The 24,993-nt window shown below is 63.5% G+C and carries 22 protein-coding genes; 13 read left to right on the forward strand and 9 right to left on the reverse strand.

What is annotated here, in order from left to right; all coding sequences use genetic code 11:
• The first annotated feature begins 112 nt into the window (after positions 1-112).
• The 7 genes from nirB (at position 113) to LT40_RS05710 (ending at position 6,619) form a co-directional block, all read left to right on the forward strand.
• Positions 113-2,674, forward strand: a complete 2,562-nt coding sequence (gene nirB, locus LT40_RS05680) for a nitrite reductase large subunit NirB (protein WP_043187476.1) — start codon at positions 113-115, stop codon at positions 2,672-2,674.
• On the forward strand, positions 2,674-3,036 hold the full coding sequence (gene nirD, locus LT40_RS05685) for a nitrite reductase small subunit NirD (RefSeq protein ID WP_043187479.1): 363 nt from the start codon (positions 2,674-2,676) through the stop codon (positions 3,034-3,036). Before nirB ends, nirD begins: the two co-directional genes overlap by 1 nt.
• A 157-nt stretch (positions 3,037-3,193) precedes the next feature.
• Positions 3,194-4,129 (forward strand): pca operon transcription factor PcaQ, encoded by a 936-nt coding sequence (pcaQ, locus tag LT40_RS05690; RefSeq protein WP_043187482.1) that lies wholly within the window; start codon positions 3,194-3,196, stop codon positions 4,127-4,129.
• Positions 4,130-4,287: 158 nt separating this feature from the next.
• Entirely contained in the window at positions 4,288-5,049 is a 762-nt protein-coding gene (locus LT40_RS05695) for a BamJ family beta-barrel-assembly machinery protein (RefSeq protein WP_043187488.1), read from the forward strand.
• A 269-nt stretch (positions 5,050-5,318) separates the two neighbouring features.
• Positions 5,319-5,765, forward strand: a complete 447-nt coding sequence (locus LT40_RS05700) for a YkvA family protein (RefSeq protein WP_043187491.1) — start codon at positions 5,319-5,321, stop codon at positions 5,763-5,765.
• A 114-nt stretch (positions 5,766-5,879) separates the two neighbouring features.
• On the forward strand, positions 5,880-6,251 hold the full coding sequence (locus LT40_RS05705) for a helix-turn-helix domain-containing protein (protein ID WP_043187496.1): 372 nt from the start codon (positions 5,880-5,882) through the stop codon (positions 6,249-6,251).
• The gene (locus LT40_RS05710) at positions 6,248-6,619 is read left to right on the forward strand and encodes a hypothetical protein (protein WP_043187498.1); all 372 of its coding nucleotides are present in this window, start codon (positions 6,248-6,250) and stop codon (positions 6,617-6,619) included. The genes LT40_RS05705 and LT40_RS05710 overlap by 4 nt, the downstream gene beginning before the upstream one ends.
• 4 nt (positions 6,620-6,623) lie before the next feature.
• Here LT40_RS05710 and LT40_RS05715 read toward each other — a convergent pair whose 3' ends face one another.
• Together LT40_RS05715 and LT40_RS05720 are read right to left on the reverse strand one after the other, a co-directional pair.
• Complete coding sequence (locus tag LT40_RS05715; RefSeq protein ID WP_043187500.1) at positions 6,624-8,387, reverse strand: bifunctional diguanylate cyclase/phosphodiesterase; 1,764 nt, start codon at positions 8,385-8,387, stop codon at positions 6,624-6,626.
• 170 nt (positions 8,388-8,557) lie between these two features.
• Entirely contained in the window at positions 8,558-10,639 is a 2,082-nt protein-coding gene (locus tag LT40_RS05720; RefSeq protein ID WP_193385570.1) for a carboxy terminal-processing peptidase, read from the reverse strand.
• A 139-nt stretch (positions 10,640-10,778) separates the two neighbouring features.
• Between LT40_RS05720 and LT40_RS05725 the strand changes: the two genes are divergently transcribed.
• On the forward strand, positions 10,779-11,741 hold the full coding sequence (locus tag LT40_RS05725; RefSeq protein WP_043187509.1) for a zinc-binding dehydrogenase: 963 nt from the start codon (positions 10,779-10,781) through the stop codon (positions 11,739-11,741).
• A 70-nt stretch (positions 11,742-11,811) separates the two neighbouring features.
• On the opposite strand, the gene LT40_RS05730 is transcribed toward LT40_RS05725, so the two are convergent.
• The 3 genes from LT40_RS05730 to LT40_RS05740 all read right to left on the reverse strand — a co-directional run bounded on the left by LT40_RS05730 (position 11,812) and on the right by LT40_RS05740 (position 14,639).
• A complete protein-coding gene (locus tag LT40_RS05730) occupies positions 11,812-13,170 on the reverse strand; it encodes a TolC family outer membrane protein (protein ID WP_043187513.1) in 1,359 nt (452 codons plus the stop codon).
• A gap of 490 nt (positions 13,171-13,660) precedes the next feature.
• Positions 13,661-14,041, reverse strand: coding sequence for a YbaN family protein (locus LT40_RS05735; RefSeq protein WP_043187516.1), 381 nt, complete (start codon positions 14,039-14,041; stop codon positions 13,661-13,663).
• Positions 14,042-14,051: 10 nt separating this feature from the next.
• Positions 14,052-14,639 carry a UPF0149 family protein gene (locus LT40_RS05740; protein WP_043187521.1) on the reverse strand — a complete coding sequence of 196 codons (588 nt, stop codon included), beginning with the start codon at positions 14,637-14,639 and terminating at the stop codon, positions 14,052-14,054.
• A gap of 258 nt (positions 14,640-14,897) precedes the next feature.
• On the opposite strand from LT40_RS05740, the gene recQ reads away from it, so the two are divergent.
• From recQ to LT40_RS05760, 4 genes are all read left to right on the forward strand, one after another.
• Positions 14,898-17,039: a DNA helicase RecQ gene (gene recQ / locus LT40_RS05745; RefSeq protein ID WP_043187525.1), complete on the forward strand. Its 2,142-nt coding sequence runs from the start codon at positions 14,898-14,900 to the stop codon at positions 17,037-17,039.
• Positions 17,040-17,161: 122 nt separating this feature from the next.
• Positions 17,162-17,599, forward strand: coding sequence for a MarR family transcriptional regulator (locus LT40_RS05750; RefSeq protein WP_043187529.1), 438 nt, complete (start codon positions 17,162-17,164; stop codon positions 17,597-17,599).
• Between the two features lie 82 nt (positions 17,600-17,681).
• Entirely contained in the window at positions 17,682-19,832 is a 2,151-nt protein-coding gene (locus LT40_RS05755) for a FimV/HubP family polar landmark protein (RefSeq protein ID WP_148308516.1), read from the forward strand.
• Positions 19,829-20,134: an Rdx family protein gene (locus tag LT40_RS05760; protein WP_043187531.1), complete on the forward strand. Its 306-nt coding sequence runs from the start codon at positions 19,829-19,831 to the stop codon at positions 20,132-20,134. The genes LT40_RS05755 and LT40_RS05760 overlap by 4 nt, the downstream gene beginning before the upstream one ends.
• Positions 20,135-20,155: 21 nt before the next feature.
• Here the strand turns inward: LT40_RS05760 and LT40_RS05765 are convergent, their stop codons facing one another.
• Positions 20,156-21,610 carry a TrkH family potassium uptake protein gene (locus LT40_RS05765; RefSeq protein WP_043187534.1) on the reverse strand — a complete coding sequence of 485 codons (1,455 nt, stop codon included), beginning with the start codon at positions 21,608-21,610 and terminating at the stop codon, positions 20,156-20,158.
• 124 nt (positions 21,611-21,734) lie between these two features.
• On the opposite strand from LT40_RS05765, the gene LT40_RS05770 reads away from it, so the two are divergent.
• Complete coding sequence (locus tag LT40_RS05770; protein ID WP_043187536.1) at positions 21,735-22,292, forward strand: NAD(P)H nitroreductase; 558 nt, start codon at positions 21,735-21,737, stop codon at positions 22,290-22,292.
• Positions 22,293-22,302: 10 nt separating this feature from the next.
• Here LT40_RS05770 and LT40_RS05775 read toward each other — a convergent pair whose 3' ends face one another.
• From LT40_RS05775 to LT40_RS05785, 3 genes are all read right to left on the reverse strand, one after another.
• The gene (locus LT40_RS05775) at positions 22,303-23,637 is read right to left on the reverse strand and encodes a sensor histidine kinase (protein WP_043187538.1); all 1,335 of its coding nucleotides are present in this window, start codon (positions 23,635-23,637) and stop codon (positions 22,303-22,305) included.
• Positions 23,638-23,704: 67 nt separating this feature from the next.
• Positions 23,705-24,142: a Spy/CpxP family protein refolding chaperone gene (locus tag LT40_RS05780; RefSeq protein ID WP_043187540.1), complete on the reverse strand. Its 438-nt coding sequence runs from the start codon at positions 24,140-24,142 to the stop codon at positions 23,705-23,707.
• A gap of 169 nt (positions 24,143-24,311) precedes the next feature.
• On the reverse strand, positions 24,312-24,989 hold the full coding sequence (locus LT40_RS05785; RefSeq protein WP_043187542.1) for a response regulator transcription factor: 678 nt from the start codon (positions 24,987-24,989) through the stop codon (positions 24,312-24,314).
• Between the last annotated feature and the right edge of the window lie 4 nt (positions 24,990-24,993).

Consider the following 24,993-nt stretch of genomic DNA (forward strand, 5'->3'; position numbering starts at 1 on the left):
ACCCCACCGGACACCCACATTTCGACGATCAGGCAAAGGCGCCTGGAGCATTCGCTCCAGGCGTTTTTTTTTGCCCGATGGTCAAGACACCGTGACTCGCTTGGAGATACCTATGAATGCGCTCGTGAACCTCAGGCCCCGGCAGAAACTCATCGTCGTCGGCAACGGCATGGTGGGGCATCACTGTGTCGAGCAGTTGATCGAGCGCAACGCGGTCGATCGCTACGAGATCCACGTCTTCGGCGAAGAACGTCAACGTGCCTACGACCGGGTTCACCTGTCCGAATACTTCGGCGGCTCGTGCGCCGAAACCCTGGCCTTGGGCGACGCCCAGCTGTATGGCAAGCACGGCGTCACCCTGCACCTGGGCCAGCCGGTGATCGAGATCGACCGCCAGGCCCGCGAAGTGGTAACCACCACCGGGCGGCATGCCTACGATGTGCTGGTGCTGGCCACCGGCTCGTTTCCGTTCGTGCCGCCGATTCCGGGCTGTGAGGGCAACGCGCGGCTGGTCTATCGCACCCTGGATGATCTGGACGCGATCCGCGCTGCGGCGGTTGGGGCGCGCCGTGGTGTGGTGGTCGGCGGCGGACTGTTGGGCCTGGAAGCGGCCAACGCTCTGAAGTCGCTGGGGCTTGAGGCCCACGTGGTCGAGTTCGCCCCGCGGCTGATGCCGGTGCAACTGGACGCCGATGGCGGCGCGGCCCTGCGTGCTCGCATCGAAGCCTTGGGCGTGGGCGTGCACACCTCGCGCGCCACTCAGAACGTAGAGGCCGGCGAGACTCATCGCTACCGGATGAACTTCGACGGCGGCGAGTTTCTGGAAACCGACCTGATCGTGTTTTCCGCCGGCATTCGCCCTCAGGATGCATTGGGTCGCGCCTGTGGGCTGGAAATTGCCGCCCGCGGCGGCATCGTCATCGACCCGCACTGCCGCAGCAGCGACCCGGCGGTGTATGCGATCGGTGAATGCGCCTCCTGGAACGGCAGCATCTTCGGTCTGGTGGCGCCGGGCTACAGCATGGCTCGCAACGTCGCCTGCGAACTGGCAGGCGAGGCACCGGTGGCGTTCAGTGGTGCCGACATGTCTACCAAGCTCAAGCTGCTGGGCGTCGACGTGGGTTCCATCGGCGATGCCCATGCCAGCACGCCGGGGGCCAAGAGCTACCGCTTCATCGACGAAGCCAATGCCAGCTACCGGCGCCTGGTGGTGGACGCCACCGGCACTCAGGTACTGGGCGCCGTGCTGGTCGGCGACAACAGCTACTACGACACCCTGCTGCAATACGCGCAGAACGGCATCGCCTTGCCAGCCGACCCCTCGACGTTGATCCTGCCGCTGTCCGACGGCGCACCGGTTCTCGGCGCCGATGCGTTGCCCGACACGGCCATGATCTGCTCCTGCCACAACGTCAGCAAAGGCGCGATCTGTTCCGCCGTCGACGGCGGTTGCGGCGACCTCTCGGCACTCAAGTCGCAGACCAAGGCCTGCACCGGCTGTGGCGGCTGCGCGGCGCTGCTCAAGCAGGTGTTCGAGCACGAGTTGACGGCCCGTGGCGTCAGCGTCGACAAGAGCCTGTGTGAACACTTCGCCTACACCCGCGCTGAGCTGTACGCGCTGGCCCGTGTCGAAGGCATCGCCAGCTTCGAGGACATGCTCGCCCGCCACGGACGCGGTGCCGTGGGCTGCGACGTGTGCAAGCCCACCGTCGGCAACATCCTCGCCTCGTGCTGGAACCAGCCGATCATGGACCCTTCGCTGGTGCCGCTGCAGGACACCAACGACACCTTCATGGCCAACATGCAGAAGAACGGCACCTACTCGGTGGTGCCGCGCATTCCCGGCGGTGAGATCACCCCGGACAAGCTCATCGCCATCGGCGTGGTGGCGAAGAAATACGACCTCTACACCAAGATCACCGGTGGCCAGCGCATCGACCTGTTCGGCGCGCAGTTGCACGAGCTGCCGGAGATCTGGAGCGAACTGATCGAAGCGGGCTTCGAAACCGGGCATGCCTACGGCAAGTCGACCCGCACCGTGAAGTCCTGCGTGGGCAGCACCTGGTGTCGTTACGGCGTGCAGGACAGCGTGGCCATGGCCCTGCGCATCGAGGATCGCTACAAGGGCTTGCGTTCGCCGCACAAGCTCAAGTTCGCCGTCTCGGGTTGCACCCGCGAGTGCGCCGAGGCGCAGAGCAAGGACATCGGCGTGATCGCTACGGAAAAGGGCTGGAACCTGTACGTGTGCGGCAACGGCGGCATGCGTCCGCGCCACGCCGAGCTGTTCGCCATCGACCTGAACGACGAACAGTTGATCCGCTACATCGACCGCATCCTGATGTTCTACATCCGTACCGCCGACAAGCTGCAGCGCACCTCGGTGTGGCGCGAAAACCTGGAAGGCGGCCTGGAATTCCTCAAGCAGGTGGTGCTGGAAGACAGCTTAGGTTTGGGCGCCGAGCTCGAAGCGCAGATGCAGCGGGTGGTCGATCACTATGAATGCGAATGGGCCAACGCCCTGAAGGATCCGGAAAAGCTCAAGCGCTTCCGCACCTTCGTCAACGACAAGCGCGCGGACCCTGGCGTGCAGTTCGTCAAGGAACGCGGCCAGCGTCGCCCCGCCCAGGCCGGCGATGCGCTGGTAATGATCCCGGTAGTCGAGGAGGTGGTGTGATGCAGGCAGCCAACGCAGTGCAAGCGATGACCTGGCAAGCGGTGTGCGATCAGTCTGATCTGATTCCCAACTCCGGTGTGGTGGTGTGGCTGGACGGCGACCAGGTGGCGTTGTTCTACCTACCCGAGGCGGGCGAGGGCAGGGCGCTGCACGCCATCGACAACCACGATCCGCGCTCGGGCGCCAACGTGCTGGGACGCGGGATCGTCGGCTACCTGCAGGGAGAGTTGGTGGTGGCGGCGCCGCTGTACAAGCAGCATTACTGCTTCAGCGACGGGCGCTGCCTGGAGGCGCCGGATCAGCATGTCAGGGTCTGGCCGGTGCGCTTGAATGGGGATCGCGTGGAGATTGGCAGATTGTAGGTAGGTCTTGCTGGCCTCTTCGCGGGCAGAGAGCTCGCCGCCCGCCCCGCTCCCACACAATCGGAAGCGTCAGTTGAACTTGTGGGAGCGGGCTCTGCCCGCGAAGAGGCCCTCACTACCAAAGCAAACCCCATGGCCCAATGCTACGATTGGCGCCATGAACCTCGACAGCCGCATCAAATTCCGCCACCTGCTGTGCTTTCTCGAAATTGCCCGCCAGGGCAGCTTCGCCAAGGCCGCCGACACCTTGTCCATCAGTCAGCCGGCGATCTCCAAGACCCTCAAGGAACTCGAAGACCTGCTGCAGACTCGCCTGTTCGACCGCGACAAGAGCGGTGTCGAACTGACCGCCGCCGGTGTGCGCTTCATGCGCTACGCTGGCCCCTGCGTGCAGGCCCTGCGCGACGGCGTCAGCAGCCTGCGCGGCGAACCGCACGAAGCCCCGCAGGTGCGCATCGGTGTGCTGTCCACCGTGGAAAGCCAATTGCTGCCCGAGGTGCTCTGCCGCCTGCACGCGCGCCATGCCGCGCTGGTGGTCAGCGTCGCGACCGGGCCGGGGGCATACCTGTTGGCGCAACTGCATGTGGGCGAGCTGGACCTGGTGATCGGTCGCATGACCGACAGCCCGCAAATCCAGGGCTTGTCGTTCGAACACCTGTACAGCGAGTCGATGACCCTGGTGGTGCGCCCTGGCCATCCATTGCTGGAAGCCCGCCCGCTCAATGCCGAACAGGTCGGCGCCTGCCCGTGGGTGCTGCCATTGGCTGGGACGACCATCCGCAAACACGCCGACAGCCTTTTCGTGCAGTGCGCCATCACGCCCTCCGCGCAACGTCTGGAAACGCTTTCCCCGACCCTCAGTCGTCGCTACGTCGCCAGCAGCGACGCCATCTGGGTCGCGCCACGTGACGCGGTGCAGCGTGACATCGCCACCGGCCAGCTCTACGAACTGGACCTGGGCGTGCACGAGCCGGGTGGTTCGGTAGGCATCTGCCGCAATGCCGCGCTGCCGCTGTCTTTGCCGGCGCAGTGGCTGTGTGAGGTGGTGCGCGAAGTGGCCGCGCAGTACGAGCAGTCCTCCACTGTCCCATGACACATGTTTCATCCAGCCGCTGCCGAGCCAGTTTCCTTTTGCTGGCCTGAACTTATCGCCTTTTTGCCTCTCTCATGCCGGTAGCCATTGGTCGTGGCCGCCTGATAAGCTCGCGGCCTCATTCGATTGCCCTTATGGCGCATGAACAAGGAAATAGCATGAAACAGCATCGGTTGGCGGCGGCAGTCGCCTTGGTCACCCTGGTCCTCGCCGGTTGCGATTCCCAGACCAGCGTCGAGCTCAAAACCCCGGCGCAGAAAGCTTCCTACGGTATCGGCCTGAACATGGGCAAGAGCCTGGCTCAGGAAGGCATGGACGATCTCGACTCCAAGGCCGTAGCGCTGGGTATCGAAGATGCCGTCGGCAAGAAAGAGCAGAAGATCAAGGACGACGACCTGGTCGCAGCCTTCGCCGATCTGCAGAAGCGTGCCGAAGAACGCATGACCAAGATGAACGCCGAGGCGCAGAGCGCTGGCAAGAAGTTCCTGGAAGACAACGCCAAGAAAGACGGCGTGGTCACCACCGCTTCGGGCCTGCAGTACCAGGTCATCAAGAAGGCCGACGGCGCCCAGCCCAAGCCTACCGACGTGGTCACCGTTCACTACGAAGGCAAGCTGATCGACGGCAAGGTCTTCGACAGCTCCATCGAGCGCGGCGCCCCGATCGACCTGCCGGTCAGCGGTGTGATTCCGGGTTGGGTCGAAGGCCTGCAACTGATGCACGTGGGCGAGAAGGTCAAGCTGTTCATTCCAGCCGACCTGGCCTACGGCGCGCAGAGCCCGAGCCCGACCATTCCAGCCAACTCGGTGCTGGTGTTCGACCTCGAGCTGATCGCCATCAAGGACGCTGCCAAGGCTGCTGCCGACGCCGCTGCCGAAACCGACGACGCCGAAGTCGAAGAAGCCGCGCCCGCCAAGTAAACGCTTGCGCTGCAACGAACGCCCCGTCTCGACGGGGCGTTTTCGTTTGAACCGGGCTTTGGGCAACAGGTCTGATGTGGTGCTGCAGTAGCTGTTTTCATAACACTGCGTCAAGGAATTTCGTGGCTTTTTTGTGTGAGTAAAAAACGCCCGATTTGACCTCAGCCCTTGAAAACCGGGCAGGTCAGGCGTGAAAAGCGGCTCTGTTCACAAGGTTATCCACAAATACTGTGGATAACCTTAAACCACCATTCGGCACCGGAGGGCTCATGAAGGCACCTTGGAATTTCACCCGTTTTCTGCCCATTGCCGAACGCATCCTGAGTCGGGGTCGCCTGCCGGCCTTGATCTTCGCCGTGGCGCGCAAGGGCAAGGGCTATCGGCTGGGCGCCCTGAAAGAAGACGTGCAATTGCTCCAGGCTCTGTGCCTGGCCTACTGGCGCGGCGAGTACCGCAACATCAGCCCCAAGGCGCTGCTGTCCATCGTCGCCGGGTTGGTCTACTTCGTCAGCCCCATCGACGCCATCCCCGACTGGCTGCTGGGCGTTGGCATGCTGGACGATATCGCCGTACTGGCGTGGGTCATGAAGACCCTGTCGGGCGAGCTGGACGCCTTCCGTGCCTGGCGTCAGCGCCAGTCCCCGGAAAAGCTGCGAGTGGTCGAGCGCTTGCCGGCATCTGAAAAAGATCTGGAGCTGGAAAAGTCCCACCGCTGAATCTGCCTGCCGGCTGCGGTGCAGTTAACCCCCCGAAGCCGGCAATCCCCTGTTAACATTCCGTCATTATGGTTGCATCGCCCGATGTGATCGGTCAGTTTGCGGGAGGATGCAATGGGGGTTCAGGTGATCAGCCGCGACGGCCAACCCGAATACGCGGTGCTGCCATGGGCTGAATATCAGCGGCTCTTGGCTGCAGCGGCTGCCGACCCGTTCGAGGCATCCCGTGCAGGTCACATGGCAGTCGATCAGCAGTCTGTCGCCGATCCCGCCACAGCGGCGGCTCAGGTGCCACCGCCAGCCTTCGCGCGTCTGCGCGAGCTGCGCGAGGCGCAAGGGTTACCGCTCGAGAGCCTGGCCCGTGCCGTCGGCATCAGCCCCTCCTATCTATCGATGATCGAGACTGGCGAGCGTCAGCCCGATGCCGCCATCCGACGCAGCCTCGCCTGGGAATTGGGGGTGCCGGCCTGGAGCGACGCTTCATGAGCGTACGCATCAGTCGACAGCAATGGGAAGGCCTGCTCGGCGAGCTGGACCACGCCCGCCGTCAGCGGCAGTTGCTCACCTATCGCGCGTTGCTCGAACGCCTCGCACTGCCCACGCCCGCCATGCAGACCTTGACTGCGGCCCTGGAATACCTGGCCATGATCGACGCCCGCGCCGCTCAGCCATTGCGCAGTTCGCTGGTGATCAGCCAGGGTGCCAGCCGTCTGCCTCGTCCTGGTTTTTTCGAATGCGTGGAAAAGCTCGGACGCTTCTCCGGCCCGTCCGATGGTGTGGCAGCGGCCTCCTGGCATGCTGCCGAAGTGGTGCGGGTGTTCGAGTATGCGTACCCGGCCACTACCCAGGTATGAATTTCTAGGCCGGTTCAACGGCCTGGGTATCGATCACGTGTACGCTCGAACCCAGCACCGCCTTGGCTTGATGCTTGGCCTGGGAGGCCATTTCCGCCAGTTGGCTGCTGTCCATGAGCGGGCAGGCTTGGGGCCGCAAGTGAACCACGCCGATGGACAGTGACAGCAACGCGAAGCGCTGCTGTTCGCCACGACGATCCTGCGCCAGAAAACTCCCTGCGCGCAGATCTTCGGCGCGATAGAAACGCCGACACTGGTGTTGGAAATCCTCCTGCAGCTGGCTTAGGCGACGACACCACTCGGTTGGACTGATGGCCAGGATGAAATCGTCGCCACCAATGTGGCCGACGAAATCCCGACTCGGGTCGACCCGTTCGTTCAGGCATTGAGCCAGGCATAGCAGCACTTCGTCGCCGCGCGCATAGCCGTAGATATCGTTGAAGGGCTTGAAGTTGTCGATGTCGACGTAGCAGATGATCGCTTCGCGGCATTGCTCCAGCACCCGAGTCAGGCACTGCTGGATCGGCACGTTGCCCGGTAGCAGGGTCAAGGGGTTGGCATGCCGCGCCTGCTGGATCTTCAGTTCGGTGATCAGCTTCAGCACGTCGATGACCCGGCCCAGCCCCAGGTATCGACCACCCTGGATGACCATGAAGTCTTCCTCGATCCTTTGCCGTGCGCGCCCGGTCAGCAAGCGGCTGACCTGCTGCAGGGATTGCTTGCTGTCCACCGCGAGGAAATCGGTGCTCATCAGACGGCTGATCGGCTTGCGTGCGAACAGGTCGGTGGCGAATGGCTTGAGCAAGGCCTCGGACAGCGAGTGACGATGGACGATGCCGCAGGGGCGCCGGTCGCTGTCGACGATGGCGAGGGTGTTCAGGTTGGCCTGCAGGCGAAAGGCTTCCAGGACCTGCTGCGTCGGGGTATCACAGTGTACTGCCGCCTGCTCGATGATCAGCGCAGCCAGGTCGCTGGCGTCGTCGCCGAGGGGAGGCGTGCTGCCCTCCAGCCGCGGGATCAGCCCACGCGCGTCCCGCGGCGGCTGCTCCTGCGGGCGGCAGAGCAGATAGCCCTGGACCAGGTCGACGCCCATCTCGATCAACACCAGCAGCTCTTCCACCAGCTCGATGCCTTCGGCGATCACCTGCGCCCTCGACGCCTTGGCGATCTGCAAGATCGAGCCGACGAATTCGCGCTTGAGGGCGTCCTGGTGAATGCCGTCGATGAAGTGCCGGTCGATCTTGACGTAGTCCGGGCGCAGCTCGGACCACAGGCGCAGGCTCGAATAACCCGCACCCAAGTCGTCCAGCGCAATCGAAAAACCCATGGCCCGGTAGTGGTGCAGCGCGTTGAACAACAGCTGGAAATCGTCGGTGGGGGTTTGCTCGGTGAGCTCGATGACCACTTGGCTCGGACTGATACCGTAGCGTTGCAACAGCTGCAGCGTGCGGCCGTCCTCGTGCAAGGGTTCGAGCAGCGACTCCGGCGAGACGTTGAGAAACAGTTTGCCGTTCAGGCGCTGTTCGCTGAACCGACGGCAGGCAGTCTCCCGGCACATCACTTCCAACTCATTGAGCCGACCGGCCTGGCGTGCGACGGCGAACAGATTGATCGGCGAGTGCAGCGGGCTGTTGGAAGGCCCTCGGCTCAACGCCTCGAAGCCCAGTATCTGCCGTTGGGACAGTGACACGATCGGCTGGAACAAGCTGTGCACACCACCTTGGGCGAGAATGCTGTCCAGGGCGCTGATCTGTTCAATGACGGTCATCGGTTCGCTACCTTGCTGAAGGTCGTGCTGACCGATGCTTGAAACAGGTTGAAAGCACCGGGCCAGACGCAAAAAAAGACCCGCTGCCAAGGCAGCGGGTCCCTATTTCACGACAGCTTCATTTCGGTTTGATGACGCAGGTGTCACTTTGCTGTCATTACTTACGTGGATCAGTGCTTGGCCACCGACGTATTGAGTTTCAGGTAGTCGAGCAGGATGCGCCCGGTCTCTGCCAGGTAAGCGTCGTCTTCCGGTTTGGTCTTGTCCGGATCAGCGCCCAGGGCGTCCTCGTCTTCTTTCTTCAGCTCTTTGAGCGGCTCTTCGCCCTTGGCCTTGCGACGGGTGTTTTCCAGGGCCAGCTGCTTGGCTTCGATATCGCTGTGCTGCGCGCGACGGTCGGCCTCGTTCAGGCTGACGGTCTTCTCTTTCATCAACTGCTCGGCCAAGGCCAGGCGATCGCGGATGTAGATGAATTCCGGGTCCTTGACGGTGCGCGCGTCATGGTCGGCGGTCAGCTTGGCCAGGTACGGCTTGAATGGATCGCTGGCTGGCTTGATGGCCGGGCGGATGGTGTCCCACGGCATCGCTTCGGGCAGGGCGCTCTCGCCAATTTCCTTGGTGTCGATGATCGACGGGTAGGCAATGTCCGGCAGCACGCCCTGGTGCTGGGTGCTCTGCCCGGAGACGCGGTAGAACTTGGCCAGGGTCAGCTTGAGCTCGCCGTGGTTGAGCGGCTGGATGGTCTGCACCGTGCCCTTGCCGAAGGTCTGTCCGCCAACGATCAGCGCGCGGTGGTAATCCTGCATGGCACCGGCGAAAATCTCCGAAGCCGAAGCGGACAGACGGTTCACCAGCAGCGCCAGCGGGCCTTTGTAGAACGCACCGGGATTTTCATCTTCCAGCACGTCGACACGGCCATCGGCGTTACGCACCAGCACGGTCGGGCCTTTCTCGATGAACAGGCTGGTCAGTTCGGTGGCTTCCTGCAGGGAGCCGCCGCCGTTGTTGCGCAGGTCGATGACCACGCCGTCGACTTTTTCCTTCTGCAGCTCGGTAAGCAGCTTGCGCACGTCGCGGGTGGTGGACTTGTAGTCCGGGTCACCCGCGCGGAACGCCTTGAAGTCCAGGTAGAAGGCAGGAATCTCGATCACGCCCAGCTTGTAGTCGCGGCCGTTTTCCTTGAGGTTGAGGATCGACTTCTTCGCCGCCTGTTCCTCGAGCTTGACCGCTTCGCGGGTGATCGAGACGATCTTGCTGGTCTGATCGTTGGGCGCATTGGTGTGCGGAATCACTTCCAGGCGCACGGTGGAGCCTTTCGGACCGCGAATCAGCTTGACCACTTCATCCAAACGCCAGCCGACCACGTCGACCATTTCCTTGTCGCCCTGGGCGACGCCGATGATCTTGTCGGCAGGGGCGACCTGCTTGGTCTTGTCGGCAGGGCCGGCAGGCACCAGGCGGACGATCTTGACCTGGTCGTTGTCGCTTTGCAGCACCGCACCGATGCCTTCGAGCGACAGGCTCATATTGATGTCGAAGTTTTCCGCGTTGTCCGGAGACAGGTAGTTGGTGTGCGGATCGTACGACTGGGCAAAGGTATTGATGTAGGCCTGGAAGATGTCCTCGGCGCGGGTCTGGTCCAGGCGCGCAAGCTGGTTCTTGTAACGCTTGGACAGGGTTTCCTGAATCTGCGCGGCGTCTTTGCCGGCGATCTTCTGGCGCAGCACTTCATCTTTGACACGTTTGCGCCACAGGTCGTCCAGCTCGGCCTCGTTCTTCAGCCAGGGGGCGTCCTTGCGCTCGACCAGCAAGGTTTCCTTGGTGGTGAAGTCGAACTTGTCGACGCCCTTGTTCAGCTCGGTCAGGGCGAAGTCCAGGCGCGCCTTGACCCGATCCAGATACCGCTTGTAGATGATGAAACCAGGATCCAGGTTGCCGTTCTTCAGGAAGTCGTCGAACTGGGTCTTCCACTTGTCGAACTCAGCGATATCAGCGGCAGTGAAATAACTGCGCGAGGGATCGAGCAGCTTGATGTAGCTGTCGTAGATGATGACCGAGCGCGCATCGTTGAGCGGCGGCTTGCTGTAATGATGACGCTTGAGCAGCTCGACGACATTGAGGCTGGCCACCACTTCGTCGCGATCCGGCTGAAGTTTGTCCCAGCTGTTGGCAGCGAAGGTATTGGCCGACATCGACAAGGTGCCGAGGCCGATACACAGCGCCAGGGCACTGCCGGGAATGAAATGCTTCATGCTGATTCGACGTGGGGGCAATTGATCACGCATATTAGGCCGTCTTTGAATTCGCCGGTTCCGTTGAAGCCGGACGCATAATGCGAAAAGCCCGGCGCCTAGGCGTCGGGCTCAGTCATGACTCAACTATGGAGGCACCGTGAAGGCATTGCAAGGCGTGGAAGGACATGTGGAGTGGCGCGAACAACCGAGCCCGACGTGTGACGTAGGTCAAGTGAAGATTCGGGTCGCTGCGGCCGGTCTCAATCGGGCCGACCTGATGCAGCGTGCCGGCCTGTACCCGCCACCACCGGGAGCCAGCGATATCCTGGGCCTGGAATGCGCAGGTGTCATCAGCGAAGTGGGCGTGGGTTCGTCCTGGCAGGTCGGCGACCGGGTGTGCACCCTGCTGGCCGGTGGTGGCATGGCCGAGGAAGTAGTAGTAGATGGCCGTCATGTACTGCCCGTGCCCGAAGGGCTGAGCCTGCATGAGGCCGCAGCCATCGTCGAAGTCTACGCGACGGTGTGGCTGAACCTGTTCCAGCTGGCCGAGCTGCAACCGGGCGAGAAGGTCCTGCTGCATGCCGGCGCCAGCGGCATCGGCTCGGCGGCGATCCAGCTGTGCAAGGCGTTCGGCAACCCGACCTGGGTCAGCGTCGGTTCTGCCGAGCGCCTGGCCTATTGCGAAGCGCTGGGTGCCCAGGGCGGCGTGGTGCGCGGCGATGGCCTGGAGGGGTTGAAGGACCTGGGTCCTTTCGATGTGATCCTCGACCCGGTCGGCGCCAATTACAGCGAGCTGAACCTGGACGTGGTGGCACTGGACGGACGTTGGGTGATGATCGGCCTGATGGGCGGCCGCCAGGCACAGTTCGACCTGGCCAAGGTGCTGAGCAAGCGCGTGCGCTTGCAGGGTTCGACGCTGCGCAGCCGCGACGATGCGTTCAAGGCCGACCTGCTCAGTGACCTGGGCCAGCAGGTGTGGCCGTTGTTCACCGAAGGGCGCTTGAAGCCGCAGCTGGCCAAGACGTTTCCAATCGCCGACGCGGAAGCTGCGTTCGAGGCGCTGGCAAGCAATCAGATTTCGGGGAAGGTCGTACTGGTGATCGACGAAACCCTGAGCTGATCCCAGGGTATTCGTCGTGCAAATCCCGTGGCCGGCTGCGAACGAGCGGTCACGGGGTTCGCGTCGGCGATCAGCGCATCTCTGGCAGGCGCGCTTCGCTCTTCACTTCGGTCAAGGCAACGGCTTCGGCTGGCAGGACCACGCGGGTCTTGGCCAGCAGCTCACCCATGCTCGAAAGCACGCGGTACATCGAGTATTCCTCGGTGTAGCGCACTTCGGCGTAGCGGGTGTTGGCGGTGTACAGCTCGTTCTCACTGTCGAGCACGTCGAGCAAGGTCCGCTGGCCCAGGCCGAACTGATCCTGGTAGGCCGCACGCACGCGCGTGGTGGTCTCGGCGTATTCACGGGCATACGGGATCTGCGTGCCTGCGTTCTTCATGGCGTTCCACGACAACGCCATGTTTTCGTTCAGCTGACGCAGGGCGTTGTTGCGAATGTCCATGGCCTGGTTGATGCGATGCGCGTCACCTTGCAAACGAGCCTTGTCGCTGCCGCCGCGGTACAGGTTGTAGCTCATGCTCACGCCGGCGCGCCAGTCGGTGTTGTTGTGACCACGCTCGCCCGACAGATTGTTGTTGGCACCGGTAGCCAGCTCCGCATCGACCCGTGGGTAGAACGCGGACTTGGCGCCTTGGTACTGGCTCTCGGCAGCCTGTACATCAGCCTGGGCCGATTTGAGGTATGGGTTGTTTTCCATCATGGACTGACGCGCGGCGTTCAGGTCGGCCGGCAGTTCGCCACGGATCGAAGGCAAGGGTTCCAGTTCGTCGGGCAGGCGGCCCACGGCGCTGAAAAATGCAGCTTCGGCATCGGCCAGGTTGACCTGGGCGGTGTTGTAGTTGTTCTCGGCCAAGGCGCGACGGGCACGCGACTGATCAACGTCGGCGGTGCTGCCAACGCCACGTTCGCTGCGCAAGCCGATCTGGTCGTTGACGCGCAGGTGCGCCTGCAGGTTGTTCTTGGCCAGAGTCACCAGTTCGCGGTTGCGCAGGACATCCAGGTACACCTGGACGGCGCGCAGGGCGAGGTCCTGGGCGGTGGCTTGAACATAATAGGCACGGGACGTGGCAGTCGAGCGGGTCCGGCTGATCTCGCTGGATGCACTGGAGCCGTCGAACAGCATCTGGCGCAGACGCAGTTCCGATTGCGTGTAGTTCAGCGTTTCCTTGTTGTGATTGCCCCGCGCGCGGGTGTTCAGGTTGTCCGAACGCTCACGGCCGTAGCCTGCAACGAAATCGACGCTGGGGCGGTAGGCACCCTGAGCAATTTTCGCGTCCTCATCTGCGGCCAGGCGACTGTTGATGTTGGATGCCAGCTCAGGGTGGTTATCCACGGTGCTCTGGATCGCCTGGGTGAGCGACATGGCTTGCGCGTGCGAGCACGCCATGGCCAACAAAATCGCGCTGCAGATGGGGGTGAAAACGCGCATTCGGGTGCTTCTCCGTTATGTTTGAAGTCAGGCATACGCCAGAATGTTGGCGAATAACTCGGTTAAAAGTCCGTTTCAGGTGTGTAACAGGCGCAATCGCAGCGCCGAGAGCAGCGCTTTCAACGGAATTTTCACATGATATAGAGCAAAAAACAGTTATGCCATCATTCCTTTCGATGATGGCAAATAGATTTCACCGCCGCTGAGGCGCGCGCGGGGAGCGGGGTTGCGCAGGGTGTAAGGCTCAGGGCCAGCGTTTTGGGGGGTGTGAGGGGGTGCCAAAGCAAAGGCGGAAAATTGCAGTCAGATAGTGACGGAAAATTGTCACCTGGGAAGGGTGTTGTATCAGCCCTGATTCAGATGGGCATGAAGGATTAGATACTTGATTTAATTCAGGTTTTAGCGGGCAGTCACCGTTCGTCGCCGTCACGGCTTCGACCCCACTGACTTTTTGCGGCACATCGTGAAGTGCTCGATAGTGGATTTGCCATCAGGTACGGGTTTTCTGTCGGGCAATATAAACCGTTACTGCCAGCGCGACGGCGACCAGCAGCACGCGTACCCAGGGCCATGGCACGAACCAGCAGGACACTGCGATGCTGACCCACATCGAACCGATGGAAAGCACCTTGGCCTTCAAGGGGATGCCTTCGCCGTTCAGATAGGACTTCAGCAGTGGCCCCAGCTGCGGATGGTTCAGCAGCCACGCGTGGAAGCGTGGCGAGCTGCGTGCAAAGCATGCGGCGGCGAGCAGGAGGAAAGGGGTAGTGGGCATGATCGGCAGGAACACGCCGATAACGCCCAGACAGACACTTGCGCAACCGACGCCCAGCAGCAGGTAGCGCAACCAGGCGGACTTGGCCTGATGCACGACCCCAGCCTTAGTGATGGCGCGGCTTGAGGATCGCCGGTTTTTCGTCCGGGGCGTTGCACAGCAGGTACAGGGCAGTCAGCGCTTCGGGAATCTGCACGATCATGTCGTCCATCAGATTGGCATCGGCGGCGATGTCGGCAAACTCCGGCTGCTCGTCGAACAGGCCCGAACCGACCATGATCGGCAGCAGCATCTCGCTGACTTCATCCTCGGCGGTTTCGAACCAGGCCGACTCACGCAGGAACACCCCCTCCATGAAGCCGATGCACCAGCCGCGCAGGTCGGAATCATCAGGTTCCTCGCCCAGGTCGAGATCGCAGGGCAGCTCGAACTCTTCGTCGCTGGCCAGTTGGCGAGCGATATGCGCCTTGAGCTGGATCAGGGTGCCTTCGATCTCTTCGCGCTGGGCGTCATCGCTGTAGTGCGGCGGCTCGGCGAACAGCGCATCGATCCACTCGCGCTCCGGAACGTCCTCGGAACAGATCGACAGGGCGGTCAGGTAGCCATGCGCGGCGACGTAGTCCAGCGCCTCGTCATGCAGCTCGTCGGCGTCGAGGAAGGCTTGCAGGCGGGTCAGTTGCTCGGCGAAGGACATTAACAGGTTACCTTGGAAGACTATGCGGATAGTGAATTCTAGGCCTTGTTAGGGCCTGTGCGCCACCCAAGGGGCTAAATGGCAGGATGTCCGGGTGCCGCGCGACGTTGCGGGCACTGGGGTATACTGCCGCGGTCTTTCGCTCAGGCCCCGAGTTCACGGGGCGGTAACCCCCGCTTACGCAAAGGCGGATGCGGCAAAAGCGCTTTTCATCCAGCCTGTGCGGCCCGGGTGGTTTTACGATTTCTGGAGTGACCCATGCTCGAACAGGCTCAACGCGTTCTTAAAGACATCTTCGGCTACGACAGCTTCCGCGGTCGCCAGGGTGCCATTATCGAGCGTGTGGCCCGCGGTGGCGATGCCTTGGTATTGATGCCCACCGGCGGCGGCAAATCGCTGTGCTTCCAAGTGCCGGCCCTGCTGCGCGACGGCCTGGCCGTGGTGGTGTCGCCACTGATCGCCCTGATGGACGACCAGGTCGCCACCCTCGAAGAACTTGGCGTGGCGGCAGCGGCGCTCAACTCCACGCTCAGTTCCGATGAACAGCGCGAGCTGGCCGCGCGCATCCGCCGCGGCGAAATCAAGATGCTCTACCTGGCGCCCGAGCGCCTGGTGCAGCCGCGCATGCTGGATTTCCTGCGCGGGCTGGACATCGCCCTGTTCGCCATCGACGAGGCTCACTGCGTTTCGCAATGGGGGCATGATTTCCGTCCCGAGTACTTGCAGCTAGGCCAGTTGGCCGAGCAGTTTCCCCAAGTTCCGCGGATCGCCCTGACTGCCACCGCCGACAAGCGCACGCGCGAGGAAATCGTCACCCGTCTGCACTTGCAGGACGCCGAACGCTTCCTGTCCAGTTTCGACCGACCCAACATCTTCTACCGCATCGTGCCCAAGGAAAGTCCGCGCAAGCAGCTGCTGGCGTTCCTCGCCGAGCGGCGCAGCGATGCCGGCATCGTCTATTGCCTGTCGCGCAAGAAAGTCGACGAGGTCGCCGCCTTCCTCTGCGAAAACAACTTCCCGGCGTTGCCGTACCACGCTGGCCTGCCCGCGGCGACGCGGGCGGCGAACCAGAAGCGCTTCCTCAACGAGGAAGGTTTGATCATGGTTGCCACCATCGCCTTCGGCATGGGCATCGACAAGCCCAACGTGCGCTTCGTGGCGCACATGGACCTGCCCAAGTCGCTGGAAGCCTACTACCAGGAAACCGGCCGCGCCGGCCGCGATGGCCTGCCGGCGGATGCATGGATGGCCTACGGGCTGCAAGACGTGCTGATGCTCAAGCAGATGCTGCAGAGTTCCGAAGGCGACGAGCGCCATAAACGCCTTGAGCACCACAAGCTCGATGCCATGCTGGCCCTGTGCGAAGAAACCCGCTGCCGTCGCCAGGCGCTGCTGGCCTATTTCGACGAAGACATGCCGCAACCCTGTGGCCACTGCGACAACTGTGTCGACGGCGTGCAGACCTGGGATGCCACCGAACCGGCGCGCCAGGCGCTGTCGGCGATCTACCGCACCGGCCAGCGTTATGGCGTCGGCCATCTGGTGGACGTGCTGTTGGGCAAGGACACCGAAAAGGTGCGCAGCTTTGGCCATGACAAACTGGCCGTGTTCGGCGTCGGCAAGGGCCGTTCGGAAGGGGAGTGGCGTTCGCTGTATCGCCAGGTGGTGGCGCGCGGGCTGGCGGACATCGACCTGGAAGGCTACGGCGGTCTGCGCCTGAGTGACACTTGCCGGCCGCTGCTGCGTGGCGAGGTTATGCTCGAACTGCGCAAGGAGCTCAAGCCGCAGACGTCCTCCACCCGTGGCAGCGGCTCGGCCAGCCCGGCCAGCCAGCTGGTGCGCGACGAAGAGCGCGAACAATGGGAAGCGCTGCGTACGCTGCGGCGCAACCTGGCCCAGGAACATGCGGTACCGCCCTACGTCATTTTCCCCGACTCGACGTTGCTCGAAATGCTGCGCAGCCAGCCCACCAGCATGGCTGAGATGGGTCGGGTCAGCGGCGTGGGCGCGCGCAAGCTCGAGCGCTACGGCGAAGCGTTTTTGCAGGTCCTGGCAGGTGCGGGCGGCGCAGAAGCGCCACGCGAGGTGGCGGATATTCGCCACGAGCTGATCAGTTTGGCGCGCGCTGGCATGACCCCGCTGCAGATCGCCGGCCAGTTACAGTGCAGTGAGAAGAATGTCTACAGCCTGCTCGCCGAAGCGATCGCGCAACAACAGCTGTCGTTGGAACAGGCGCTCGACCTTCCCGAAGAATTGATGAGCGAGATCCAGGACGCATTTCTCGACGGCGAAGGCGAGTTGCCTGCCGTCGCCGAGATTGCTGGGCAATTTGCCGGTCGGGTGCCCGAGGGCGTGCTGTATTGCGTACGCGCGGCGTTGCAGTCTGAATTCGAAGTGTGAACCAGGCAGCTACTGGGCATGAGTCTTGCCTGTGTGCCAAGGTCATGATTAGCTGACTAATCATCAGCTCGGGCCTTGACGCAGGTGCTGCTTGCGCGAGGCTGTTTTTTCAAGAGAGATCTATGCCGTTAACTGATCAACATCGCTTTGGAATGCAGCTGGCGCACATGTCCCGTGGTTGGCGGGCCGAGCTGGATCGCCGACTGGCGGGCCTGGGATTGTCGCAGGCACGTTGGCTGGTGCTGCTGCACCTGGCGCGATTCGGCGAACCGCCGACCCAGCGCGAGCTGGCCCAGAGCGTCGGCGTCGAAGGGCCGACCCTGGCCCGGCTGCTGGACAGCCTGGAAGCGCAAGGCCTGGTCGAGCGTCAGGCCGTGGTCGAAGACCGTCGGGCCAAGAAGATCATGCTCTGCCCCTCGGCCCGGCCGCTCATCGAGCAGATCGAAACCATCGCCAACGCCTTGCGTGTCGAGCTGTTCATGGGGGTCGACGAAGAAGAACTGAGCACCGCCATGCGGGTACACAGCCGTATTCTGGCGAATCTGGAAAAGAAATCCTGAAGTCAACGGGCCGTCACCCGCTTGGAGCAAGTGGGCCGCACGGGCTATAAAGTTATTGGATGTCGGTTTTCAAGGGATTCCCATGCAAGTGCGTATACCGTCGCGTTCAAGGTTTGCCTCGCTTCGCCTGCTGGCGCCGATATGGGCTGTGGCGCTGTGCTATTCCACGGCGGCTTCGGCCTTGGGCCTGGGCGAGTTGACTCTGCGCTCCTCGCTCAACCAGCCGTTTCGCGCCGATATCGCCTTGCTCGACACCGCAGGGCTGGAACAGGACGACATCCGTGCCAGCCTGGCGACGGCCGAAGAATTCGCCAGGGCGGGGGTGGAACGCAGTTTCTTCCTCAACGACTTGAAGTTCTCGCCCGATTTCAGTGGCGGTCGCAAGGTCATTCATGTCAGCTCGAGCAAGGTGGTGACCGAGCCGTTCATGAGTTTCGTGATACAAGTCGGCCGGCCGAATGGGCAGTTGCTGCGCGCTTTCACGGTGTTGCTCGATCCACCGGGAATGGGCCCAGGCTTGGCCGAACGCGCACCGCAGCGCACACCGGTCGCGCAAGCCACTGCCCAGCCGCCCACCCAGGCGGCTGCCGCGCCCAGAACGCCCTCGGCATCTGCGCCATCGAATGAGCCGGCGAAACAGGCGCCGGCCAAGGCCGCTGCGCCGACACCTTCCCAGGATGCTGCGCAGCTCGCAGCCGCTGCCCTGGAAAACCAGCAGCTGCAGAAAAGCTTCGATGAGGTGCAGACGCGTCTGCAAAACCTGGAGACGCAGGTCGCCGACAAGGACAAGCAGGTCGCCCAGCTGCAGGCACGTTTGGCCGAAACCCCGCCCGTCCAGCCTGGATCGCCTGTGCCTGCACCTGCCGTACCGACGGCTGCAAGCGCGACGACCGACCCCGCGCTTCCAACGCCAGCGCCCACCGCGGCGGCACCTGCACCCGCACCTGCGCCCGTTACCACCACAGTACCCACGGCCCCGGTGGATACCGGCAGTTGGCTGAACATCCTGGCCCTGGTCGCCGCTCTGTTGCTGGTCATCGCTCTGTTGCTGCTGTTGCGTCGTCAACGGCAGCGCAAGGCGGCCGGATTGCAAGACACGTTCGAGCCGGTCATCACCCAACCGGCGCAGCCAGCAGCGCTCGCTGCCGCGCCAGCCATGGCGGTGGCAGCTGCCGCGCCGCCGATGCGCGCCGAGCCTGCGCCGGTACCTCGCCGGGAAGCCCCGACCGCCACCGATGCCCTCGACGGCGCGAGTATCTATATTGCCTACGGCCGTTTCAACGAAGCTCTGGGCATTCTGCGCGACGGTCTGGCCAAGCAACCGGAACGGACCGACCTGCGTGTGCGTATGCTCGAAGTGCTGGGCCAGCAGGGCAATGCCAAGGGGTTTGCCGAACAGGAGGCCCTGCTGCTGGCCGCAGGCTTCAACCCGGTGACCCTGGCCGAGATACGTGGCCGCTTCGTCAATCTGGAACCTGCACCGACCCCCGCCCCGAAGGCCCCCGAACGCGCGGCACCTATCGCCGCTGCCGCTGCACTGGCGACGGGCGTGGCGGCCGCCGCGTCTGTGCAGTCCGCGCCCACGCTCACACCAGAATCCGCGCCAGAGCCCGAACCGGAGCCTGAGCCGGAACCCGATTTCGACTTGCCTGATTTCGATCTGGAGGCGTCCGACACGCCCGCCCGGCCTGCCACGTCGCAGGAGCAGGATGACGAATTCCAGCTCAACCTCGACGACCTGTCGATGGACGCCGATTGGGCGTTGGTCAGCCCGTTCGGCGATACGCCGGCGCCCAAGGGCAAGCCAACGGTGAGCCCGGCGGAGCCGGACGATACGATGGACCCGGCCTTCACCAGCAACTTGAAGGAACTGCCGGAAGTCTTCGAGATGCCCGAAGAGCAGTTTCTCAGCGACTTTGCCAATGTCGAGGAGGAACCGTTCCTCCAGCAAGACGACGTGCCAGTTGGGAAGAGCCAGGATGACATCGACAACGATTTCCTCGACAGCTTCATCGCCGACAGCGACCTGCCCGAGCTGGATGCCCTGACCGTCGACTTCGACGATCTGGAACTGCAGCACGCCTCGGCGCAGAAACTCGACCAGGCCCAGCAGTTGCTCGACGAAGGCGATACCTTCGAAGCCAGCACTTTGCTTCATGAACTGCTGAGCGAAGGCGACGAGTCCTGCAAGCAGGCAGCGCGGCAGTTGCTGGCACGGATGGGGGAGGCATGAGCGAGGTCGTCGCAAGCAAGCCTGCCGTGGTGATCACCTACTGCACCCAGTGCCAGTGGTTGCTGCGTGCGGCATGGCTGGCTCAGGAGCTGCTCAGCACCTTCGGCGAGGACCTGGGCCAGGTTGCCCTGGCGCCAGCCAGTGGCGGTACCTTTCACATCACCTGTGACGGTGTGCAGGTCTGGGAGCGCAAGGCCGACGGTGGCTTTCCCGAAGCGAAGGTGCTCAAGCAGCGCATTCGTGACCTGATTGATCCGGCGCGCGACCTGGGGCACAACGAGGCCACGCGCTCGGCGCCCTAGAAACCCTTGGTTTCGCCTCTATCAGTGCCGCCAGAATGCCGGCATGCAGAGGATCAGCACGGTGATGATTTCCAGACGACCCAGCAGCATGCCCAGGGCCAGTATCCACTTCGCAGCGTCCGGCAGCGTGGCGAAATTGCCCGCCGGGCCGATCACCTCGCCCAAGCCAGGGCCGACGCCGGAAACCGTACTGGCCGCGCCGGTCAGGGCCGTCATCCAGTCCAGTCCCAGCAGCGACAATGCCAGGGCGATGATGCCGACAGTGAAGCCGAAGAAGAACGAGAAGGTCAGGATCGAGCGGACGATCTCCTCGTCCAGGCGATGGCCGTTGTACTTCTGCTTGATCACCGCGCGCGGGTGGATCAGCTGGTTGAGGTTGGATTTGAGCAGGATATAGGCCACCTGAAAGCGGAAGATCTTGATCCCACCCGCAGTCGAGCCCGAACAGCCACCGATGAAGCCCAGATAGAAAAACAGCATCAGCGAAAAGTTGCCCCACAGGCTGTAGTCGCCCAGGGCGAAGCCCGTGGTGGTGACTACCGAGGTGACGTTCAGGGCCACGTGGCGGAACGCCGTCCACCATGGCAGCTCGGTGGTGGCCCAGTACCAGGTACCGAGCACCAGCCAAGTCACCACCAACAGCATCAGCATGCCCTGCACCTGCTGGTCGCGCAGCAGCGCCTGGCGGTTGCCGCGCAGGGTCGAGACGTAGAGTGCGAACGGCAGGCTGCCCAGAATCATCACCACGATCGCCACCCAGTGCACCGCCGGTTGCTGCCATTTGCCCAGGGACAGGTCGGAGGTCGAGAAGCCGCCGGTGGAAATCGCCGACATGGCATGGTTGACCGCATCGAACGGGCTCATCCCGGCCCACCAGAAGCCCAGGGTGCCCAGCGCAGTGAAGCCGACATAGACCAGCACGATGAACTTGGCGACCATGTGCGAGCGCGGCATGACCTTTTCCGAGCGGTCGCTGGATTCGGTCTGGAACAGGCGCATCCCACCGATGCGCAGCAGCGGCAGGATCGCCACGGCCATGCCGATGAAGCCGATGCCGCCCAGCCAGTGCAGCATCGAACGCCACATGAGGATGCCAGGTGACATCTCGTCCAGATGGCTGAGTACCGTCGAGCCGGTGGCGGTGATGCCCGACATGCTTTCGAAGAAGGCGTCGGTGTAGCTGATGTGCTGGGTCAGCAGGAAGGGCAGGGCGGCGAACACGCACACCACCACCCAGCTGCTGACGGTGAGCAGGTACATGTCCCGCGGGCGCAGGTTGACGTTGTCGGGGCGCCCCGGCAGCACTAGCACCAGGCCTGCGACGAAGGTGATCAGGCTGGCCCAGAGGAACGACTGGATATCCTGGCTACGTTCGAACACCACCAGTGTGCCCATGGGCACGACCATGCTCATGGCCAGGGTGATCAGGAAGATGCCGATAATGAAACCGATGATGCGCAGGGTCGGCAACGCCATGGGGTCAGCTCTGGCCAGGAAGGAAAGGGCCGCCATTCTACCTGCGGGCCACAGCATGTAAACCCGGCAGGCGAAGGCTGCTTGGGTCTAGAATAGCGGCTTATCGTTCGACAGGAGGTTGCCCATGGAGGCGCTCGAGGTTTTGCTCAATCGTGTTTCCGCTCCCCGGCTCATGGAGCCCGCGCCGACGGCTGCACAGCGTGAAGTGCTGTTCCAGGCCGCCCTGCGCGCGCCCGACCACGGCCAGCTGCGGCCGTGGCGTTTTCTGACCGTTGAAGGCGAAGGTTTGCAGCAGCTTGGCGAAGTCCTGGCCGAGGCCACCGCGCTCAACCCTGAGGCGGGTGAAGCGGCGCTGGAGAAAGCGCGCAACATGCCGTTGCGCGCGCCCCTGGTCGTGGTGGTGATCGCCCGTTTGCAAGCGCATCGCAAGGTGCCGCAGAGCGAACAGCTGCTGGCGGCCGGCTGCGCCGCCCATGGTATTCTGCTTGCGGCCAATGCCCAGGGCCTGGGCGGCGTCTGGCGCACCGGCGAGTTGTCCTATGCGCCCTATGTCGCCGACAAGCTGGGCCTGACCGAGGGCGAGCAGGTCATCGGTTTCCTGTACCTGGGCACGCCTGCGCGCGAATTGCGCGAGGCGCCAGCGCTGGCCACTGCCGACTTCGTTCAGGCGTGGGGCGCCTGATCATGCTCGGCTAGGCCACCACGACAGGTACCGGTGGCAGGTCCAGGGTCGCGATCAAGCCACCCTGGGCATGGTTTTCCAGCTGCAGGCTGCCGCCGTGGCGCTCGGCAGCACGGCGGGCAATGGCCAGGCCCAGTCCGTGGCCGGCGGCGCTCTGCCCCGGCGCGCGGAAAAACGGCTCGCTCAGGCGCGCCAGGTGTTCGTCGGCCACGCCTGGGCCGTGATCGCGGACGCTGATCCGCACCCGCCCATCCACCGGCTGCGCCGACAGCACCACGGGTGACGCCGCGGGGTTGAAACGCAGGGCGTTGCGCAACAGGTTGTCCACGGCCCGTTCGATCATGGTGGGCCAGCCTTGCAGCGCAAGGTGCGGGGCGATGTCCAGTTCGATGGATTGCTCCGGCACGGCAACCAGAGCGTCCTTGCGCACGGCTTGCAGCAGCGCTGGCAAATCGACGTCTTCGGCCGTGGCCTGTTCCGCGTCGACCCGCGCCAGCACCAGAATCTCGCTGATCAGGGCTTCCAGACGGTCGCACTCACGGGTCAGGCACGGCCACAGCAGGTCACGCTGGGCAGGCTCGGCACGTTCGGCCAAAGCCAGGGCGATGCGCAGCCGGGCCAGGGGCGAGCGCAGTTCGTGGGACACGTCGCGCAACAGCTGCCGCTGGCTGCCGATCAGGCTCTGCAGGCGCGCGCCCATGCGGTTGAAATCGCGGGCCAGCACACCGAATTCGTCGCGACGACTGGCCAGTTGCGCCAGGCTGTTCTGCTGATAGGTGGTCTGCCCCAATTGATGCACGGCGCCGCGCAGACGGCTCAGGGGGCGGGTAATGGACAGCGTCACCATCAGGCTGAACAGCGTCAGCACGACCAGCGCGATCACCAATGCACTGATGGGCATGAGCAGGGAGTCGCGGTGCCAGGAGTCGAGTTCGGGGTGGGGAATGCGGTAGATCAGCAGGTAGGTGTCGCCTGTGGTGGGGCTGGTGTAGTCCGCCGTCAGCCGGCGCCATGGCAGGTCGCGATCGGCTTCGTTGTGGCGCGCCTCGAAGGCTTCGGCACGGCGTGGAAACGTCCCCGGCACGACCGCCTCGCCGGCTTCGTTGAGCACCTGGGTGTCGATGCGATAGCGACGCTTGCGCTGTTCGAGCAGATCCTGGGCGGCCTCGGCACCCTTGCTTTCATAGCGCTCCACCCAATCCTGGGCGAAATGCTTGACCGCCGGGTGCCGACTGAGGATCCAGGTGTCCTGGTTCAACATGTGGCCCAGCAGCACCGACAGGCCGGCTACCAGGGCGATGGCCAGCCAGAAGCTGGCCAGGATGCGCCAGAACAATGAACGCAAGGCTGATTCCTCAATGAACGAAGCCCGGTACGCGTGAGCGTACCGGGCTGGGGGGCTTGCGCCGATATTACTGGGTTTTCTTGCCTTGCTGGGCTTTCCAGGCCTGGAATTCGGCCCATTCGGCGCGGCGCTCTTCCTGGGTCTTCTTCATCTCGTCGAACTGCTTCTGCTGCTCGGGCTTGAGCACGGCACGGACGTCGGTCTGGGCCTTGTCGTGGTTGGCCTTGATTTCATCTTCCATTGCCTTGCGATCGGCTGCTGGCAGCTTGTCCAGGTACTTCTTGGTGATTTCGCGCTGCTGGTGGCGTTCTTCACCCATCAGTTTGCCAACCTGGGTACGCTGCTCGTGGGTCAGGTCGAGCTGGGCAAACGGCTCGCCGCCACGAGGGCCTGGGCCGCCTTTGCCTGGGCCAGGGCCGAAACCCTCAGGGCCGCCTTGTGGCATGGCCATGGCCAGGGTAGGCAGGGTGGCGGCGAACAGCATTGCGAGGGTGGTCTTGCGCATGGTGAATCTCCTGTCTGGTTCCCGGTCGTTACCGGATGTGCCCAGTTTAGGGAGATCAAGGTCAGGCACGGTCAGGGCCGCGTAAAGCTTGTGTAAAGGGATGACGCAGGGGGGTGCTGACAAATCGTTGCGCGTTCAGTGCACGTAGCGGCTGTGCGCACTTGTACCGCTATTGCGCATAGAAGTACCCGCGACTGCGCAGGGCCATGATGCGCGGCCGGCCGTCGGCATGGGGGCCGATCTTCTTGCGCAGGTTGCTGACATGCATGTCCAGGCTGCGATCGTAGAGGGTCAGTTTGCGACCCAGGGCAATTTGCGCCAGTTCCTGTTTTTCCAGCGGCTCGCCCGGTTGGCGCATGAGCGCTTCGAGCAGGCGGCTTTCGGAAACGGTCAGGTTGATGTCGTGCTGGTCGATGCTGACCACGCCGCGGGCCGGGCTGAAGCACAGGTCGCCCAGCTCCATCTGGCCCGCCACTGCGGTCGGATGGCTGCGACGCAACACTGCCCGCAGGCGGGCCGTCAGCTCGCGCGGATCACAGGGTTTGGCCAGGTAATCGTCGGCGCCCAGTTCCAGGCCCAGGATACGGTCCAGCGGCTCGCCCCGGGCCGAGAGCATCAGCACGGGCAACTCGGCATGTTCGCTGCGCAACTGCTTGAGCAGCTCCAGGCCGCTGCCGTCGGGCAGCATGACGTCGAGCACGACGGCCGCCGGGGCCTGCTCGGCCAGGGCCTTGCGTGCGCTGCTGCCGTCGTGGCAGGCCCGGACCTGAAAACCTTCCTGGCTCAACCAGCTGTTCAGCAGCTCGCACAGCTCGACGTCATCGTCGATCAGTAGCAGATCGCTCATCTAA

The organism is Pseudomonas rhizosphaerae, assembly GCF_000761155.1.
GTDB classification, from domain to species: Bacteria; Pseudomonadota; Gammaproteobacteria; order Pseudomonadales; family Pseudomonadaceae; genus Aquipseudomonas; species Aquipseudomonas rhizosphaerae.